The sequence below is a fragment of the Citrobacter sp. Cb023 genome (assembly GCF_030336805.1).
GTDB classification, from domain to species: Bacteria; Pseudomonadota; Gammaproteobacteria; order Enterobacterales; family Enterobacteriaceae; genus Citrobacter; species Citrobacter braakii.
The window spans coordinates 106,962-124,483 of sequence record NZ_JAOWCV010000027.1; the positions used below are offsets into that span (position 1 = coordinate 106,962).

19 protein-coding genes are annotated in these 17,522 nt (G+C 48.3%); 4 read left to right on the top strand and 15 right to left on the bottom strand.

The window, feature by feature from the left end; translation table 11 throughout:
• Window positions 1-46: 46 nt before the first annotated feature.
• Complete coding sequence (locus tag OGW44_RS04745; protein ID WP_185654383.1) at window positions 47-1,327, bottom strand: hypothetical protein; 1,281 nt, start codon at window positions 1,325-1,327, stop codon at window positions 47-49.
• Window positions 1,328-1,978: 651 nt separating this feature from the next.
• Here OGW44_RS04745 and OGW44_RS04750 point away from each other — a divergent pair.
• Entirely contained in the window at window positions 1,979-2,647 is a 669-nt protein-coding gene (locus OGW44_RS04750; RefSeq protein ID WP_185654382.1) for an SOS response-associated peptidase, read from the top strand.
• Window positions 2,648-2,962: 315 nt separating this feature from the next.
• On the opposite strand, the gene OGW44_RS04755 is transcribed toward OGW44_RS04750, so the two are convergent.
• The 11 genes from OGW44_RS04755 to OGW44_RS04805 all read right to left on the bottom strand — a co-directional run bounded on the left by OGW44_RS04755 (window position 2,963) and on the right by OGW44_RS04805 (window position 11,440).
• On the bottom strand, window positions 2,963-3,922 hold the full coding sequence (locus OGW44_RS04755) for a YbgA family protein (protein ID WP_101699977.1): 960 nt from the start codon (window positions 3,920-3,922) through the stop codon (window positions 2,963-2,965).
• Between the two features lie 13 nt (window positions 3,923-3,935).
• Window positions 3,936-4,466, bottom strand: coding sequence for a DUF3833 domain-containing protein (locus OGW44_RS04760; RefSeq protein WP_049281527.1), 531 nt, complete (start codon window positions 4,464-4,466; stop codon window positions 3,936-3,938).
• Entirely contained in the window at window positions 4,463-4,990 is a 528-nt protein-coding gene (locus OGW44_RS04765; RefSeq protein WP_185654381.1) for a hypothetical protein, read from the bottom strand. Before OGW44_RS04765 ends, OGW44_RS04760 begins: the two co-directional genes overlap by 4 nt.
• Complete coding sequence (locus OGW44_RS04770) at window positions 4,987-5,472, bottom strand: DUF2878 domain-containing protein (RefSeq protein WP_049281529.1); 486 nt, start codon at window positions 5,470-5,472, stop codon at window positions 4,987-4,989. The genes OGW44_RS04765 and OGW44_RS04770 overlap by 4 nt, the downstream gene beginning before the upstream one ends.
• Complete coding sequence (locus tag OGW44_RS04775) at window positions 5,469-6,689, bottom strand: SAM-dependent methyltransferase (RefSeq protein ID WP_049281530.1); 1,221 nt, start codon at window positions 6,687-6,689, stop codon at window positions 5,469-5,471. Before OGW44_RS04775 ends, OGW44_RS04770 begins: the two co-directional genes overlap by 4 nt.
• Window positions 6,686-7,408, bottom strand: a complete 723-nt coding sequence (locus OGW44_RS04780; protein ID WP_049281531.1) for a DUF1365 domain-containing protein — start codon at window positions 7,406-7,408, stop codon at window positions 6,686-6,688. Before OGW44_RS04780 ends, OGW44_RS04775 begins: the two co-directional genes overlap by 4 nt.
• A gap of 1 nt (window position 7,409) precedes the next feature.
• Window positions 7,410-8,666 (bottom strand): NAD(P)/FAD-dependent oxidoreductase, encoded by a 1,257-nt coding sequence (locus OGW44_RS04785; RefSeq protein WP_049281532.1) that lies wholly within the window; start codon window positions 8,664-8,666, stop codon window positions 7,410-7,412.
• Complete coding sequence (locus OGW44_RS04790; RefSeq protein ID WP_047417980.1) at window positions 8,663-9,382, bottom strand: SDR family NAD(P)-dependent oxidoreductase; 720 nt, start codon at window positions 9,380-9,382, stop codon at window positions 8,663-8,665. The genes OGW44_RS04785 and OGW44_RS04790 overlap by 4 nt, the downstream gene beginning before the upstream one ends.
• Complete coding sequence (locus OGW44_RS04795; protein ID WP_047417983.1) at window positions 9,379-9,813, bottom strand: nuclear transport factor 2 family protein; 435 nt, start codon at window positions 9,811-9,813, stop codon at window positions 9,379-9,381. Before OGW44_RS04795 ends, OGW44_RS04790 begins: the two co-directional genes overlap by 4 nt.
• A gap of 205 nt (window positions 9,814-10,018) precedes the next feature.
• Complete coding sequence (locus tag OGW44_RS04800; protein WP_049281533.1) at window positions 10,019-10,747, bottom strand: MerR family transcriptional regulator; 729 nt, start codon at window positions 10,745-10,747, stop codon at window positions 10,019-10,021.
• A 231-nt stretch (window positions 10,748-10,978) separates the two neighbouring features.
• Window positions 10,979-11,440, bottom strand: a complete 462-nt coding sequence (locus OGW44_RS04805) for a hypothetical protein (RefSeq protein WP_047417989.1) — start codon at window positions 11,438-11,440, stop codon at window positions 10,979-10,981.
• Window positions 11,441-11,705: 265 nt separating this feature from the next.
• Between OGW44_RS04805 and OGW44_RS04810 the strand changes: the two genes are divergently transcribed.
• Together OGW44_RS04810 and OGW44_RS04815 are read left to right on the top strand one after the other, a co-directional pair.
• A complete protein-coding gene (locus OGW44_RS04810; RefSeq protein WP_185654406.1) occupies window positions 11,706-13,175 on the top strand; it encodes a sensor domain-containing diguanylate cyclase in 1,470 nt (489 codons plus the stop codon).
• Between the two features lie 81 nt (window positions 13,176-13,256).
• A complete protein-coding gene (locus OGW44_RS04815) occupies window positions 13,257-13,523 on the top strand; it encodes a hypothetical protein (RefSeq protein WP_047417991.1) in 267 nt (88 codons plus the stop codon).
• Between the two features lie 305 nt (window positions 13,524-13,828).
• Here OGW44_RS04815 and OGW44_RS04820 read toward each other — a convergent pair whose 3' ends face one another.
• The 3 genes from OGW44_RS04820 to OGW44_RS25760 form a co-directional block, all read right to left on the bottom strand.
• Window positions 13,829-15,826 carry a BCCT family transporter gene (locus tag OGW44_RS04820; RefSeq protein ID WP_047418455.1) on the bottom strand — a complete coding sequence of 666 codons (1,998 nt, stop codon included), beginning with the start codon at window positions 15,824-15,826 and terminating at the stop codon, window positions 13,829-13,831.
• A gap of 716 nt (window positions 15,827-16,542) precedes the next feature.
• Window positions 16,543-16,932 carry a HumD family translesion DNA polymerase gene (locus OGW44_RS04825; RefSeq protein ID WP_047417995.1) on the bottom strand — a complete coding sequence of 130 codons (390 nt, stop codon included), beginning with the start codon at window positions 16,930-16,932 and terminating at the stop codon, window positions 16,543-16,545.
• A 2-nt stretch (window positions 16,933-16,934) separates the two neighbouring features.
• Window positions 16,935-17,177, bottom strand: a complete 243-nt coding sequence (locus tag OGW44_RS25760) for a DNA polymerase V (protein WP_446661275.1) — start codon at window positions 17,175-17,177, stop codon at window positions 16,935-16,937.
• A gap of 74 nt (window positions 17,178-17,251) precedes the next feature.
• On the opposite strand from OGW44_RS25760, the gene OGW44_RS04835 reads away from it, so the two are divergent.
• Window positions 17,252-17,494: a DinI family protein gene (locus OGW44_RS04835; RefSeq protein WP_047414238.1), complete on the top strand. Its 243-nt coding sequence runs from the start codon at window positions 17,252-17,254 to the stop codon at window positions 17,492-17,494.
• Window positions 17,495-17,522: the final 28 nt, after the last annotated feature.

Genomic DNA, 17,522 nt, shown 5'->3' on the forward strand with positions numbered 1-17,522 from the left:
CTAAATTAAACCATAGCAGTAAAAAACAGAGCGACCGAATCATACATCACGATCCTACGCTATCCGCGCGTCGACGAGGTACTAACGCAACAGCTTCCAGTTCTGCTTCCAGTTCAGCTACTATAGATTGCAGGTCATAAGTGGGTGCATTACGCGCACGAGCTCTTTCTTCTCTTTTCTGTTTACAACACAATTCCTGATAGAAATCATTAACCGCAGGGATATCCCCGGTAATTTTTATCACATCATGTTCATGATAAAACAGAAACGGCGGCCCGCCTTTGGTATCAAATGCAACGGCCTTAAGCGGCGTGAGCTCCATCGCCTCAATAAAACCTTTGTCACAAGTCAATATTCCAGGGAAAAAATATCGCTCATCATTTCCTGTATTGAAGGTAAGTGCTTGCTCTAAATACCGACAATGAGTCAGATCCCAGGCCATACCATGTAATGCCGACCACATATTTTTCGACTTTTTATGTATTTTGTTAAAAAACCTAAATTCTGTCCCTCGTATAAAAAACTCACTCGCTAGAATTAACTCTCTTGTCGCCAAAAAGCATACTTTGGTGTGAGCAAAACTTAATAGATCGATCAATTTATTTTTGAGCGATCTGGCAGGCGATTTGATTTGGATGATACTCATCATAAGAACATAAGCGTAAATACTATCGTGCCTGTCTCTTAACGCACGCCTGAACTCAGAGTCTTTGTTTTTGGTGAGCAGTGAGCTAAAATGTCTGTCGGTATTAAGAAAAAGCTCACCTTGCGATATTTTTGAGGTCAATACTCCGCTGGTTCCTGACTTAACGAGATCAACATCTTTTATAAATTCGTAACCCATCAACTTATCGAATATTTTATGGTGATTCTCTTTCTCATCCAGATTTTTAAGGTTCTCCAGCTCATATAACACAGAGTCTACCTGCGTATTCTGATGAGAAATAAATTTAAATATTTCTTCGATGTCATCATCCAGACCAGAAACTTTACCATTGATATATGGTCTGAGATAACTTAATGCCTGGCTATCAAGAGATATTGAGTAATCTATTTTAAATGTGGAGTGTCCTTTATCGCTGAACATTTCCTCTATGGTTTGAGGATCCATAACGAAAACATTTTCATCATTGAATAAAGAGCGTATAGACGCCCCATGCTTGAATTTCTTGTTAGTTTGAAACCCCGGATATGGCCCTTTAGGCGATGAAAAGACAAATTTATACTCTGGGATTAATAGATAGAAACTGGTGTATAGTTTTAATGCTGCAGAGAGATCTTCAGCATTACCAATCTCCATCACGAGTCTTTCTTTTAACTTTTCCATTTCTTATATCTCGTTATTGAGAAACTGAGTCCATGTATCAGGGGCCAGAACGGCATCAATTGATGGATAATTATACCGCTATTGATACAAGTGAGTCTAAACCTCTCGGCACTAGTGACAACTGAAATGCTGGCGCATAAGCAGACCATACGCCTGGAGCACAGGAAAAAATGGGCATCACGATCTGATCTTTTTCTGCGCAAATGAAGTGTAAATGTTAAAAGCAGTGTGGTATAAGGAAGAAATCCCGAATTGTGATATGCGGACAAATTTCGGAAACTTTCGGACATGATGTCCTAAGTGATTGAAATAAAATCCACATAAAAAGAGACCGAATACGATTCCTGTTTACAACTCAAAACGCAATAACCTATAAACTTCAATAGGTTAGCATAAAAAGCCCACTAAAAAACACCTCCTGATACTTACTATTGCACCCGTTCAAGATCAATCAGTTGCTATTGGTTTCGTGGCGTCGTCGGGAAAAATTCGGGATCGCTTTCAACGAGCGCCCATCCATTTTTAAGAATTCATCAATTCACAAAACCATCATTTCGATTTACCTTACAAATTCCTTTTAAATCATTACCGGGCGCACCACTTTTTCTTCCTGCCCTATACTTTCAGTCTGACATATGGCTGGAGGTTTCTATGTGTGGCCGTTTTTCACAGTCAATGACACGAGAGGACTATCTTGCCCTGCTCGCTGAAGAAGCCGAACTAGACATTCCATATGACCCGGAACCCATCGGAAGATTCAACGTAGCGCCTGGCACCAAAGTCCTGCTTCTGAGCGAACGTGATGAGCAACTGCACCTTGACCCTGTCATTTGGGGATATGCCCCTGGGTGGTGGGATAAGCCACCGCTAATTAATGCTCGATCTGAAACTGCGGCCACCAGCAGAATGTTTAAACCGCTCTGGCAGCACGGTCGTGCAATTTGCTTTGCTGATGGCTGGTACGAATGGAAAAAGGAAGGTGACACGAAGCAGCCTTACTTCATTCATCGGGCCGACGGACAGCCGATATTTATGGCGGCGATTGGCAGCACGCCATTCGATCGAGGAGATGAAGCAGAAGGTTTCATGATAGTTACAGCTGCAGCTGACAAAGGACTGGTAAATATTCACGACAGGCGGCCGCTGGTACTGTCACCAGAAGCCGCTCGCGAATGGATGAGGCAGGACATTGGAGGAAAAGAAGCTGCGGAAATTGCGGCTGACGGTTCCGTTCCGGCTGATAAATTTATATGGCATGCCGTAACGAGTGCCGTTGGAAATGTGAAAAATCAAGGTGCCCAGTTAATCCTGCCAATGTAACGCAGCATTACATCGCCACAACTCTCATAACACTATAATAAATATTAAATTATAATGTTTACATTTTGCAAAATGTACCATATCTACCTTTTTCAACTCATTGATTATCCGAGCTATGTTTTTTGTTTTGGGGAGAGTTTTCACCAAGAATCCAAGTTTTTCACGCCGGCACATTCAACACGCTACCATTACTGGCAAACCTCGATGGTACAGATTTTACAGTCGCTGCAATCCACTATGAGCAATTAGCGGAAATTAAAGATTTTGAACATTACATAAATTGTTATTCTGCCCGCTTCTTTTAATCAAATATGATCAATTAACAGTCAGTCGCAATGCTAAATCTTGCGGGTAGGGATCAAAGTAATTCTGCGTCAGCAGATAACCGTCCGGGTATTCCGCCAGATAATGTTTCAGCAGCGTCATAGGAGCCAGTATGGGCAGTAGTCCTGCTCGGTAATTAAGGATCACCTCGCGCAACTCGCCGCGCTGACGCATTGTTAACTGATTACGGAAATATCCCTGAATGTGCATCAGCACGTTAGTGTGGTTTTTACGTGAGGCGGGTTTCTTCAGAAGCGTCATTAATTTATCCCGGTAGACCGCAAAGAAAGCTTCCAGATCCTCCCATTCATGCAGTGATGCGACGAATGGGCCAATTTCCCGGTATCCGGCCTGATGGTGAGCCAGCAATTGCAATTTATAACGGCTATGAAAATCCAGTAGAGCCCGACGCGTCAGGCCATTTTTGCGCAGCATATTTAGCTCATGTAGCGCGAAAACCCTTTCGACGAAGTTTTCGCGCAGGACCGGATCGTGCAGCCGCCCGTCCTCTTCTACCGGTAGCCACGGATATTTCTCCATAAGCGTGGCGGTAAACAGTCCCACCCCGTCTTTGCGCCCGCGATTGCCTTTCTCGTCATATAAGCGCACGCGTTCCATACCACAACTGGGTGATTTGGCGCAGACGATAAACCCGGACAGAGTGTCCAACCCGGCCAGATACCGCTGGCAAAAGTCAGCCATTTTGTCGGTCACGTCTTCGTGAGGTGCGTGGCTAAATCGCATGCGAATATCGCCGACAGCCGTTTGTACCAAGCGCAACGCCGGTCTTGGGACAGGCAAGCCAATCGCCATCTCCGGGCAAATGGGCCGGAATGTCACCCACTGTGCCAGCCTGTCCATCACAAACTGCGCCCGCTTATGCCCGCCGTCAAAGCGGACGGCAGACCCCGTTAAACAGCCGCTGATCCCAACGATGGGTTGCATTTTCATTGCGTCTTCCTCGCTAGTGCGTTTTACGGGAGAAGAAGAGTGTCACCGTGCCGACGGTGACGCCAAATTTCTTCATCTCAGTTTTATTAAACAGATGATTGGCATCCTGCAGGTACATCCAGTCATCAAAATTTAGCAACCAGGTTCTGCCGCTGGCTTTCACATTCATGCTGTAATTCCAGTTGAACGCGTTGCCCGCCGCCTGTCCCTTCGCAACACCTTCAATGTCGCCGGCGGTGCCTTCGTAACGATCGGCGCTAACTTTACGGATATGCCACACACGCTGCTGTTTCTCGCCATCGTCGTACACAAAGCGTTCGTTGAGGGTCAATGTGTCCCCCACCACATCGCCGTTAATGTCGACGTGGAAGCGACGAAGCTGTTTACCGCTGCGGTCCTGAACCATCCCCCATGCTTGCGTTTCTCCCTGAAAATACTGAAAGATATCCAGCGTCGGCTGTTGTTGTCGATAGTCGGCAATTTCAGCGCTACAACCAGCCAACTGCATCAGCAAGGGCAGGCTCAGGGTCAATAAACGTTTCATTTTTCACCTCCAGTAAGCTGCTGACGCAGCTCAGGATATTGCGTGCGGGAACCCAGCCAGACAGCAAGAAAGTTTTCGCTGAACGCCGCCGACTGCGGTGGGCCAAGCGGGATAAATTGCCTTTGTGTCGCTGACATGCGATACCAGAACTGCCCCTGCTTATCTTGCAATACAAAAGCCAGTTGCGTACCCGGCGCGACGTCTGGCCATAGCTCACCCAACATGCGAAGCCAGGTCTCGCTCTGCGCTTCCCGCGCCAGAATCCCCTGCGCTCGCCACTGATCGCGGGTGGCATCCACCAGTTCTTGCCGTTCAATTTTGCGCTGATAGGTGATAATTAGCGCCTGATCCTCTTTTAGCCCGCGATAAAGCCCATCCGGCGTGCGCAGTTGTGAGGTATAGATCGTGAATGGCCCCCAGGTGAGCGTTGCATCGCCGACTTTATGCCAGCTTAACCAGTCTGTAGCCCCTGCAAACGGCGCAATCGCCATGACGCCCAGCAGTATCAGTAAGGCAGGTTTCATTGGCGTTTCCCCATGAAAATATGAAAAAACAGCATCAACACCAGCCAGCCCGCCGCCATTAAACCGACAACGATAAATGCCGGTTCCAGAAAAGTAATAGACCCCAAACGCTCTCCTATCACATAGGCGACCGGGCCACCACCGGTGGCCATGATTGCCAGCAGCCATCCCGGCAAAGTGGTCGAGCAGGTAAGGTGCGTCCACAGGGCGGCGAACATGAGCCAGAGCGCGACCATCCATAACGGTAACAATGCTTCACCGTGAAAATCGATCAACCCCGTCAACGCCCACAGCGCATCCAGACCACTGCCCGCTGCTGCCAGCATCAACGCGTACAGACGTTGTGCAGGCGGCAGCAAGAAGCAGGCCAGAATAGCCAGCCCAAGCCATAACACCAAGCCGCGCTCACGAAATAACACCACCATGAGCCAGTACAGATCGAACCCGACAGCCAGGATAAAGACCTGTAAATGGCGGTTCATAGACGTTCCGCCGTCAGTTGCACCACACTGATAGTGCGCGCATTAAAACCGGCTTCGCAGTAGCCGAAGTAATACAGCCACATGCGACGAAAACGCTCATCAAAGCCCAGCTTTTCAATATCATGCCAGGCGTGAACAAATCGTTGTCGCCAGTGCGCAAGCGTCCGGGCGTAGTCAGGCCCCATATCGAACAGATTGCGAACCACAAAGTCGGTGTGCTTTGTCATCAGACCGCTCATCGCGGTGATACTGGGTAAAAAGCCTCCCGGAAAGATATAACGCTGAATAAAATCCACGCCTTTGCTGTAATCGCGATAGCGCTGATCCTGAATGGTAATGGCCTGAATCGCCATTTTCCCTCCAGGGCGCAGGCGCGCCTGACAGGTGCGGAAAAACGTCGGCAGATAACGCTGACCCACCGCCTCGATCATTTCAACCGACACCAGTTTGTCGAATTCCCCGGTCAGGTCGCGGTAGTCGCACAGCAGTACATTGACTCTGTCCTGTAAACCTGCGCGGGCAATGCGCGCGTTCGCCCAGGCGAACTGTTCCTGCGACAGGGTCGTGGTGGTCACCCGGCAGCCGTAATGACGCGCGGCGTATTCCGCCATCGCTCCCCAGCCGGTACCGATTTCCAGCAGATGATCATTCGCGGTGAGCGCCAGCTGTTCGCAAAGCCGCGCCATTTTGGCCTGCTGAGCCTGCGCTAACGACTGCTCGGGGCAGGTGAACAAGGCACTGGAATAGAGTAAATCCTCATCAAGAAAGTGCGCGTAAAACGCATTGCCGAGGTCGTAATGCGCGGCAATGTTTTCTCTCGCCTGTTGCCGATGGTTGCGACGTGTCCAGTGACGCAAACGCTCGACGGGTCGTCCAAGCAGGCGAAATCCGCTTTCCAGCCGTCCCAACAGGGTGGTGTTAAGCGCAAATATTTGCAATAACGGCGTGAGCTGTTGCGTTTCCCACTCTCCGTCCATCCAGGCCTCAGCCGCCGCAAGACTTCCGCCTTTCAGCACCCGCCAGTACACCGTGGGTGAGAGAATATGTACGTCGGCGCGTAACTCAGCTGAAACATCACCAAAATGAAAAGTCTGCTCCCCTTCCCGCACCGTGATTGCCCCCTGGCGAAGACCGCTCAGCACGCGGAAAAGAAGCCAACGCGCCACACGCAGGTTGCGCGGAATATCAGGTTCAAGCGCAAAGACGGGATCGGTCATGATCGTTCACTCCTGCTCACGGGATGGTTGTAGAGAGGGACTCGCTTGAGCCACAGTCGTAACGCCTGCCAGTAAATCGCTGACACCGTTTTCAGCGTCATCAACGGCAGTCGTAGCAGCAACGTACGTAAATTCGCCTGCGTCAACGGCTCGCGTTTGAGCATCAGGGTGGCATCAAAAATCTTCTCTTCCTGGTGGTTTTCGATATGCATATGCAGCGTTTTAACCGGCGAGTTAAATCGCCAGTGATAGACCATATCCATCGGGTTAAATGGCGATACATGGAACGCTTTTTCCAGCGGACGCTTTTCCTGTGCATCTACGGCGTAGTAATGTCGCTCATTCCATGGCGTATTGCGGACCTCCGCCAGTACCCAGCGCAGGATTTGCGCGTGGTCATAGCAGTAGTAAAAATTGACCGGGTTAAAATGAAAGCCGAAATAGCGCAATTGCGTCAGGAGCATCACGCGACCTTCGGGACGTTCGCCCGTCAGGAGGGCAAGCTGATTCAACACGTTCTCTTTTAACGGTGTCCCCAGCGGGTAATCCGCATCATGAAAAGCCGCTGCGGCAAAGCGATTACGTTTCACGCCGACGCCCGGAAGCTGCGCCAGTTCATCCAGATCGAGCCACGCCATAAACACCTGATAAGTAAACTGGTGCGTTGTAGGCTGAAGGCGGCGATGACGCAATACGCCCTGATACAGGCAACTGTTCATCTTAGCGCCCCTCTCCTGCAGCAATGCCGTACACCACGTCCAGTGCACTGCGTACGCCATCTTCGTGAAAACCGTTGTACCAGTAGGCACCGCAGAACCAGCTCCGATGCAGGCCGTTGATCTCAGCGCGGCGAGCCTGTGCCCGCCAGCTTTCAGGGTTAAACAATGGATGCTCGTAAACAAAGCGTCGCCAGACGAATCGATCGTCAATTGGAGTGTCTGGATTGAGGGTCACGCAAAATAGCGGGCTTCCTTCAGGTAAGCCCTGGAGTATATTCATGTTATAGGTGACGCAGGCGCTGGCACGATCTTGTCCACTCAGACGGTAATTCCAGCTTGCCCACGCGCGTTCGCGTACCGGTAACCAGCGGCGATCGCTATGCAACACCACCTCGTTACGCTGCCAGCCAATTGCGCCCAGCACGTCGCGTTCTGCGGGGGTCGCATCTTCAAGCAAAGCCAATGCCTGCGAGGAATGACAGGCGAAGATCACCTGATCAAATGTCTGTACCGATCCTGCCAACTGGATTTTGACGCCGCTGTCGTAGCGAATAACCTGCTGAACAGGGGCATTAAGGTGCAATGTCAGACGATCGCCCAGCTTCGCCAATATGACACGGATGTATTCCCGCGATCCGCCCGGCACCACGTACCACTGCGGGCGATCCCGGATATCCAGCAGGCCATGGTGCTCAAAGAAGCGTAAGAACAGCGGAAGCGGAAAACGGCGCATCTCCTGAAGCGAAGATGACCAGATGGCTGCGCCCATCGGCAGAATGTAATGACGCGCAAAGAACGCGCTGAAGTGGTGCTGGTCGAGGAAGGTCTGTAGCGTCGCGTTCGCATCGACCTCATTTAATGCCTGTTTCGCCAGACGATTAAAACGGACAATCTCTTGCAACATACCCCAAAATGCAGGGTTGAGTAGGTTCCGACGCTGGGCGAACAAAGAAGTCAGCGTATGACCGCTGTACTCCAGACCGCTTTGCGGATTATGCACCGAAAAACTCATCTGCGTTTTTTGCCCCTGGATACCGAGTTCGCTCAGCAAGCCCATAAAACGCGGATAGGTTCGGTCGTTATAGACAATAAAGCCGCTATCAATCGCGAAATTCCCCTGCGGGGTCGCCACATCCACCGTCGCAGTATGGCCGCCAGGGGTCGACACCGCTTCAAACAGCGTCACCTGATGGTGTCCGGCCAGACGCCAGGCGCAGGTTAATCCGGCAATACCACTGCCAATGATAGCAATTTTCATGAACGCACCATCCTGCGCAGCAACGCGCGCTGGAGACTCTCAGGCAGCCCGGCCAACAGACGTAGCAGCACGCCAAAGCCTGTCGGGAAGGCAATATGATTTTTTCCTTTCGCCAGGCCACGGCGAATCGCCTTCACCGCAGAATCAACACTCACCTGACCCGGCATGGCAAAATCGTTTTTACGGGTAAGCGGGGTATCGACAAATCCTGGCGACACGACGGTCACGGAGACACCTTTCGGCTCCCAGTCCAAACGCAAGCTATTAGCAAACCAGGTTAGCGCCGCTTTAGACGCACCATAGGCTTCTGCCCGTGGGAACGGCAGCCAGTGCGCCATCGAACTGACCAGCACCACGCGGCTACCGGAGGTTAACTGCGACTGAAGCGCTTCCAGGCAGTTGATAGGACCCAGATAATTAGTCGCCATCACCCGTTCAACCTTCTCGGCGTCTATCCAGCCCTGGTCGAGATATTCGCAGGTCCCGGCACAGAGAATAACCAGTTCGGGTTTGCAGTCCGCCAACGCCTGGCGACAGGCGTCCCTGTCTGTCATATCGAACAGGCGTACTGTGATGTTGGCATTGGATTGGCGCAGCTGTTCCAGCCTTTCTGGATTGCGACCGCAGGCAATCACCTGACAGCCGTCATCGGCCCATGACTTTGCAAGCCCGGCACCAATCCCGGAGCTTGCACCGGTAATGAGGACAGTCATCATCCGCGCACCCTCCTTTTAACGCCGCGAACGGCCCAGCCCAACAGCGGCAGATGCTCATAAAGCATCTCACCCGCGTCGTAGTAATCTCGCTGGCGAAAAATCTTATCACCATGCGTCTCTACCATTGAACATCCCGGCAAAGATCGTATTTCTCCGCCAGCAATGCGCGGATGCGACCAGTACATGGTCCACGTCACGGCAAACCGCCCGCTCTCACATAGCGGAGGATCTATGGCAAAACGGCAAGCGTTTACATTTGCCAGGAGGTGCGAAAAATAGCGCTGGATGGCAAACAGCCCGTTATGTTCCCCGAAGGGATCGACAAGTACTGCATGCACGTCGTACAACCCAGCAAGCGCGGGGACGGGCTGGCGATCCAAACTGGCGTAGTAATCCATAAACCTGTCGATAACGGATGGCTGTGCGCGCATAACTCTTACCCTTAAGTGAACCACATGACGTCGCGGCATAATTAAAACTTACACAAACACTTTAATTTGTCCAAGTTTTTGCTGGAGATTTTTTATAAACTCATTTAATTCAATAAATTAAAAATTTAATTTTTTGAGTTAAATTATCCAACAGCCACTAATACAGTGGCCAGTCGACACACACAGGAAAGGTAATCACAGGGGATTAAAGCGGGATCACATCGAGGAAATTAACCTGCTGTTGCCAGAGGTCTATCTGTTTTTTACGCGCTACGGTGAGCTTACCAGACGTCACTAACAACCATTTGCGCTCGGGGAAAATCTCAGGAGCAAGCGTCGCGGGCGGTACGGGAAGCACATCAATGCGATGCCCCTGTCCCGTGCGGCAAAGCGCTTCAAGCCAGATCTCGCAGGGGTCCGTAAGATGCCAGCCGGTAATCAGGTAGTTATCGCCCGGCGCACGCTTATCCCCTTCCAGGCAAAACGAGGTGTAAGAAATAATAATACCATCGAGGATTTCACGCAGCGTCATTATAGCCGGCACATTAGCTGAGACTTGGCTTCGCAGAGGGCGCAAAACCTCACTCACCAATTCAGGGCGAGGATACTCGCGGCCTGCGTCATAAATAAGCTGGCGCAGGGTTTCAATTTTCCCTTCGTTCAGCCGCTGCAGCATACTCTCCTGCAGGGCGAGCCAGTTATTTGTTCGCCTGGCTCCAGGGCGGGCCAGCAGCGGTTTTACCTGGCTTATCGGTACGCCTTTTTTCACCCAATCGAGAATTTTAAGCGCCTGCTGAATATCGTCATCGTTATACAACCGGTGCCCACCATCCGTACGCTGTGGTTTGAGAAGTCCATAACGACGTTGCCAGGCGCGCAACGTCGTGGCGGTTATTCCACAAAGCCGCGCAAATTCACCGATGGAATAGGACATACAGAACACCTGATAACAAAGAATACCCTTAATATACTACGAACTACGTTGGATTAGATAAGTGAAAACTACTTACCTTACGATTGCTAAATACCATACAACCGCCTTCAGGGAGACGTTAAGAAAAAATATCTGAGAATAGTACGAAATTTGTTGATCAATTCTAACTAATTGATATTTCTTAACTATTAACCTTACGGTTTCTTGCAAGCTTTTGTTCCGAACATATTTTTACTTTTTGAAGATTTTCCCCTGCGTTCCGGCATCCGTATCCCGCCAGACATCCTCACCTTTCACCCGACGATCTCCCTGGATAGTATAAATCACCATCCCCTGCTTGAACTGCAGCACACCATCTGATTTTGTGGCATGTACGCTCTTTCCATTGACGATGACTTTGTCATTTTTATCAATACTGATGTTTGCAACCGTAACACCGCTATCACTCAAAGCTAACCACTTACCTGCATAAGGACTGGTTGCTGATGTTGTGGTATCGCTGCTTTCATTAACAAAACCAGCTTTTGCATTTTCATCTTTAGATTTGTTGATATCACAACCCTGCGCTTCAGAGACCTGAGTACAACCAGACTGCTCAAGTTTGTGCCGATAATCTTTATTGATAGCCCATGTAGTGGATGTGAACAGTACAGAAGCTACTGACAGGCAAATAATTACCCTTTTTGTACACATAGTGCGACCTTACGATGATAAGCCCAGATGAGAAGCAGCGCATAGCTGCCCTTCTAAAATCTTAGTCAAGATCGTAGATACCTGTTATAAAAAGAGTGTCACCATTCGATTTTTTGATAAATTTTTAAGCAGTAAGGGGCGATGAGCAAGATAGTTATTCAAATACCGGCTGCTGTTGCTACGGTACAATGTAGAAAACTAATCAAGGCCGAATAGCAACCCTCTTTTATGCGTAAAAAGACGAAAAGATAATGCGATGTTAAAAATGAAAGAAAACAACGTTAATATCAACCGAATTCACTTCCTTTATGAGGCGTTGGCCAAGAGACATGCTTCTCCTGAAGATAAATACCTGGCTATTCTGAATGAAGGATTAAAAGCCTTTGACCTGTCTCTTGGTATTATTAGTCAGATAGAGGGTGAGCATTACTCTCTACTTGCGGTTTCACCAACAAGTGGAGACATTTCAGCTGGTATGGTATTTGAACTGAAAAACACTTATTGTCAACAAGTGGTCAGAGAAAGAAGAATAATAAGCGTTGAACATGCAGGAACACATCCTGACTTTAATTCCCATCCGGTCTATATTGGTATGAGGCTGGAGAGTTATATCTCAGCGCCAATATGGGTGAGGGAAAAATTGTGGGGTACAATTAATTTCTCATCCACTCAGATAAGATCCATATCATTCTCTGAGGATGACTATGAATTCATTAGTTTAATGGCTGAGGGTATTGGTTCGTTAATCGAGATCAATTTATTAATCAGTGAAAATGAAATTGTTATTTCAGCACTACAAAAAAACAATGACATACTCGAATATATTTTTAAAAATTCAACTATCGGGATGGCGCTGGTAGCCTCTTCTGGCCAATGGAAAAAAGTCAACAATTCACTGACCCGTATGCTGGGATATACTGAAGACCATCTGCTTTCTATCAATTTTCAAAATATAACCCACCCCGATGATTTAAGCACTGATTTAAAACAATTAGATGCTCTTTCTCGAGGAGAAATTCCCTTCTACCAACTAGAAAAGAGATATCTGACAGCAACAGGGAATTATATCTGGATACTTCTGAGTGTTTCTTTGGTACGCGAAGATAATGGTGAAGTCAAATATTATATTGCTCAGATACAAAGTATTAATGAGCGTAAAACGATGGAAATTGAGCTCAAAAAGCAAAAGGAAGAATTACACAAAATTAATACTATGCTTGAGCGAATGGCTACTGAAGACAGCCTGACAGAGATTGCGAATCGCCGAAAGTTTATGCGTTGGTTTGAGAATGAAATGACCAGAATTGCGCGAGATCCCGTACCTGTGTCAATTGCCATTGCCGATATCGATTTTTTTAAATCATATAATGATTCCTATGGCCACCAGGAAGGTGACTATGCACTTAAGAATATCGCCAAAGAACTTAGCCATAACCTACGAAGCCAAGATAAGGTCGCACGATTTGGCGGTGAGGAATTTATCATGCTTTTCCCTGAAACGGATGAAAAAGACTGTTTTTTGGCTTGTGAAAGATTAAGGAAAAGCATTGAGAAACTGAGTTCGCTCAGAAGATCGGTCACGATCAGTATTGGTGCAGTGACATACCATCCGAGAGAAGGGAAGCTTATTACCTTTGATGATTTATTGAAAGTGGCAGACACCAAACTCTATGATGCTAAAAGGTCTGGGCGAAATAAGGTAAAATTAGTCAATTTAGCAGACCATCAGGACTAATCTAGTGGTCTTTCTTGCTATCAGTAAGTGTGCTTACTAGGCATGGAGCAGCATTCACAAACTCGCTACAGGAGTATTTTGATGAAGGTAGAACTTAAGAACGTTAATGGAGAAAACCAGCCTATGGAAGTGGCATCTCTAATTATCACACTGAGTAATGGTGAAACAATAGAAATCAGTGAAGAGAAACAAGGCCGCCCCGCGCACCTGTCGGAAGGCATAACCATCTGGGGCGGCCGTATGCCCCAGGAGAACGCTAGCCTTGAAGAACTGAAGGAGTCAACCCGAATGCTGGGGATATACCCGTTGGCAGCTAATACCCTGCATCTTTTTCCATTGAAAAAATAATCTGGTGATGGCGTAAGAACCTGTGCTGCTGTTTCCAAAAGTATAATTAGCACTCAAGGTCCGCTTGGCACAAAGCAGACGCCCATCCTCACGCGAATGCTTTGCCCTTTCCTTATCAACAACCCAATAGCTTGCCCCACAACCATGGTTTTTTTATTAGAATTGTTGCCATATTATAAATCAAAATAAATTGACTTTATTAAATATCTATCAGATATCTATATGGTCACCGTGAATTCTTTCTGCATTTCCTCGGGTTGCGGTCGGAATAAATAAATGCTGCCTTCCATGACAGCATGTGGATATTAACGAACTAGGTGCAGGAAGTGCAGATGTTTTTCATACTGGTCGAGTATGTCATTAATAAGCTGTTCCTGATTCCAGCCCATCACATCATAATTTTGACCACCTTCTTTGAGATAGACCTCAGCGCGATAATATCGATGTTGTTCAGCATGATGCTCATCATTATCCATCGCAGCTAGGGCGAATGTCGGTGAGTTATACCCGCGAAGCCTCACTTCATAAATATAATTCAGCTCGTTGCCCAAATCGACTTCAAGTCGAATACGATCATCGGCAGCGTCACTGATATGGCTTATCGTCCCCTGCTTGTTCAGTTCTTCCTGAACGAGCGTCATGGCGGGTTGGATAACGTCGTCCATAAAGCGTTTCACAAGAGAACGCTTCGGCAGATAAGCTATATTGCGCAACCTTCTCTGCCACGGAATTGGGTTACGTGCAGCCGTCGGAGCAATAGTCGCCATGCTCAGGCTTTCACGCTTAGTCAAATCCCGACGCAGGGCTTTTAACAGTCCGTATATGGATATCAATAAGATAGCTGAGAAGGGTAATGCACTTGCTATTGTCACCGTTTGCAGCGCGCTTAGCCCTCCTGCAAGGAGAAGCGCAATAGCAACAATTCCCATGAGCGAGGCCCAGAAGATTCTCTGCCAGACGGGTGTGTTTGCCACCCCACCTGATGCCAGAGTATCTACAACCATTGCCCCCGAATCAGCAGATGTGACAAAGAAGACAATGACCATCGCCATTGCAATGAATGACAGTACGGAGGAGAACGGGAAATGCTCCAGGAAATTGAACAGGGCCAGAGCAACATCCTGCTGAACGGTATTGGCGAGGTCAGTCGCCCCCTGGTTCATAATAAGATAGATCGCGCTGTTACCAAATACCGTCATCCACATGAGCGTAAAGCCGGCAGGAACAAACAGCACACCGGTGACAAACTCGCGAATGGTTCGGCCGCGGGATACCCGTGCGATGAACATCCCCACAAACGGCGACCATGAAAGCCACCATCCCCAATACAATAATGTCCAGCCTCCCAGCCAGTTGCTCGACTTAGGTTCATACGCGTAAAGGTTGAACGTTTTACTCACCAGTTCTGAAAGATAACCGCCCGTATTTTCCACAAATGACTTCAGCAGAAGCACGGTTGGTCCCAGACACAGGACCAGCGCCAGCAACAACAACGCCAGGCCCAGATTGAGCTCAGACAGGATGCGTATTCCCTTGTCCAGGCCCGACACCACTGAAATCGTCGCTAACCCCGTGATGACCACGATCAGAATGACCTGCACAGTTTCATTAATGGGTATCCCGAAAAGATGGTTCAAACCGGCATTCACCTGCAAAACACCGTAACCCAACGATGTAGCAACGCCAAAGACCGTGCCTATAACAGCGAAAATATCAACCGCATGGCCTACAGGCCCGTATATGCGATCGCCAATAATGGGATAGAGTGCGGAGCGCAGCGTTAAAGGCAAACCGTGACGGTAACTGAAGAACGCCAGAATCAGCGCCACAATGGCATAGATTGCCCATGCGTGCAGGCCCCAGTGGAAGAAGGTCAGACGCATTGCTTCCTTCGCTGCCGCAACGGTCTCTGGAGTGCCGACGGGGGGCGAAAGATAATGCATCACAGGTTCGGCAACGCCAAAGAACATCAGGCCGATCCCCATCCCTGCCGAAAAAAGCATCGCAAACCAGGAGTGGTAGCTGAAATCAGGCTGCGCATGGTCCGGGCCCAGCTTGATATCGCCGTAGCGTGAGAGTCCCAGGAACGTGACACTCAGTAAAATCAGGGCCACAGCCAGGATGTAGAACCAGCTGGCATTCGTGAAGATTTGTTGTTGAAGTAGTTTAAAATTTTTGTCGGCAACATCCGGGAATACGGCGGCAAAGGCGACAAGAAGGAAAATTAACAAAGCAGATGTAAAGAATACTGCTTTGTTAATCTGGCTTTTAGACTTCTTTGGGATTATATCATTTTCACTCATAATCATTTATTCCATTAATTTAAATCCGCATTGGATAAAGGGTACTACCACTCATAGAGTAGCAAAGTTCAACTGACAATGCGGCATTAATCGGAACGCATGGTGCAACGAGGTTCGATACAAATCATCTTATATATTCATATTTTTAAAGGGCTCCTTAGCTAGTCAGCCTTCCACTTCTTGGGGCATTAAATTTGCATAATCTGCATCAGACTTGGGATATACGTTAATTGAAGCAATATTGATTACGAATGACCAGCGTCTGCTTCTGGGCACATAGCAGCCCTTAAGACGGCGGCTCGTCGTCATGGGGAGATCGGAGATTCAAATCCTCTCGTGCCGACCAAAAATCATCTAAGAACCAGCCTGTTACGGCTTTTTTATGTCTGTTTTCTGAGCGGGGGATACTCCGGGGAATAACTGGGGAGAAACACAACCATAACTTTTAAATTTGCCTGGCAGTACAGTGACTGTGTAGTTGATGATGAAAAACCGGGTGTCTGCTGACATCAACAGACCCCGTAATTACACAGCAGTGCATATTGGATACGCTATATCCTTAGCGAGTGGGTAAATTTATAGTCATTACAAAGATGGTTGTCATTAAATCTTTGTGATTGATATCTAATATTTTTAACTAAAATCTTACCAAGATCATAAGTGGTCAAATAACCACCAATTGAGCATAATTATTCTTTCCCATGATGTGTTTCTATCTACATCACCGGGCAGTCATCAAACTCCGCATTGCTGGCATCATTAATGATGTAAGTAATCACCCCGAATATAGCGGGTGCAGAACCGTAACCGTCATCATCTACTGGTAGCGCCTCCCTTCTCCCGCTCTCCAGATTAATCAGATGGGGTTGAGGATGAGTCCGATATCGCTTGATCCTGAATTCCCCGTCGATTGCACATATCAGCAGTGAGCCATCACAGGCAGTAAGTGACGCATCTACCACAAGCAGCGCACCCTGGAGTATCCCTTCCCTGAAATGTGAACGCGATGCCCGCATGAAGTAAGTCGCTGCTGGCTGGCTGATAAGCTGCTGATCGAGTGAGATCCTCGTTTCAACGTAATCGCTGGCCGGTGAAGGGAACCCCATGGCTAAAGCCCTCCGTTTGGATTGAACAGCTGAAAGGTTCGGTTCTCGCCTTCCTGTGTGGATACATCGCGGAATGTTGTCACATAACATTCTATCCAATCGTTGGCCTGCTTCATCGTCCAGTTCCAGTTAACCTTACCCAGTTCCTGGACAAACCGCTGTGTGGTGACAGTCTTCCGGCCATTCGGTTCTCGCTGTATCGAAGCATGCCAGGCTATTTCAATATCGCTGCGTCGTGGCATCATTAACCCCCTCTTGAATACCGGATAAAAACACAGTATAAATACTGTATATATATCCAGTAAAGAGACAATAAGCAATGTTCGTGGAACTCGTTTATGACAAAAGGAATTTTGATGGCCTGCCCGGTGCAAAAGATATCATTCTGGGCGAATTGACCAAGAGGGTTCACCGGGTATTCCCTGATGCTGATGTCCGGGTTAAACCGATGATGACACTGCCGGCGATCAACACTGACGCCAGCAAGCATGAGAAGGAACAGATAAGCCGTACTGTTCAGGAAATGTTTGAAGAGGCTGATATGTGGCTGGTTTCAGATTAAACGCCTTGAACCATCATATCGCTTGAGT

Coding starts and splice junctions, on each gene's coding strand:
- OGW44_RS04745 (WP_185654383.1), bottom strand. CDS start 1,327: ATGGAAAAGTTAAAAGAAAGACTCGTGATGGAGATTGGTAATGCTGAA.
- OGW44_RS04750 (WP_185654382.1), top strand. CDS start 1,979: ATGTGTGGCCGTTTTTCACAGTCAATGACACGAGAGGACTATCTTGCC.
- OGW44_RS04755 (WP_101699977.1), bottom strand. CDS start 3,922: ATGAAAATGCAACCCATCGTTGGGATCAGCGGCTGTTTAACGGGGTCT.
- OGW44_RS04760 (WP_049281527.1), bottom strand. CDS start 4,466: ATGAAACGTTTATTGACCCTGAGCCTGCCCTTGCTGATGCAGTTGGCT.
- OGW44_RS04765 (WP_185654381.1), bottom strand. CDS start 4,990: ATGAAACCTGCCTTACTGATACTGCTGGGCGTCATGGCGATTGCGCCG.
- OGW44_RS04770 (WP_049281529.1), bottom strand. CDS start 5,472: ATGAACCGCCATTTACAGGTCTTTATCCTGGCTGTCGGGTTCGATCTG.
- OGW44_RS04775 (WP_049281530.1), bottom strand. CDS start 6,689: ATGACCGATCCCGTCTTTGCGCTTGAACCTGATATTCCGCGCAACCTG.
- OGW44_RS04780 (WP_049281531.1), bottom strand. CDS start 7,408: ATGAACAGTTGCCTGTATCAGGGCGTATTGCGTCATCGCCGCCTTCAG.
- OGW44_RS04785 (WP_049281532.1), bottom strand. CDS start 8,666: ATGAAAATTGCTATCATTGGCAGTGGTATTGCCGGATTAACCTGCGCC.
- OGW44_RS04790 (WP_047417980.1), bottom strand. CDS start 9,382: ATGATGACTGTCCTCATTACCGGTGCAAGCTCCGGGATTGGTGCCGGG.
- OGW44_RS04795 (WP_047417983.1), bottom strand. CDS start 9,813: ATGCGCGCACAGCCATCCGTTATCGACAGGTTTATGGATTACTACGCC.
- OGW44_RS04800 (WP_049281533.1), bottom strand. CDS start 10,747: ATGTCCTATTCCATCGGTGAATTTGCGCGGCTTTGTGGAATAACCGCC.
- OGW44_RS04805 (WP_047417989.1), bottom strand. CDS start 11,440: ATGTGTACAAAAAGGGTAATTATTTGCCTGTCAGTAGCTTCTGTACTG.
- OGW44_RS04810 (WP_185654406.1), top strand. CDS start 11,706: ATGAAAGAAAACAACGTTAATATCAACCGAATTCACTTCCTTTATGAG.
- OGW44_RS04815 (WP_047417991.1), top strand. CDS start 13,257: ATGAAGGTAGAACTTAAGAACGTTAATGGAGAAAACCAGCCTATGGAA.
- OGW44_RS04820 (WP_047418455.1), bottom strand. CDS start 15,826: ATGAGTGAAAATGATATAATCCCAAAGAAGTCTAAAAGCCAGATTAAC.
- OGW44_RS04825 (WP_047417995.1), bottom strand. CDS start 16,932: ATGGGGTTCCCTTCACCGGCCAGCGATTACGTTGAAACGAGGATCTCA.
- OGW44_RS25760 (WP_446661275.1), bottom strand. CDS start 17,177: ATGATGCCACGACGCAGCGATATTGAAATAGCCTGGCATGCTTCGATA.
- OGW44_RS04835 (WP_047414238.1), top strand. CDS start 17,252: ATGTTCGTGGAACTCGTTTATGACAAAAGGAATTTTGATGGCCTGCCC.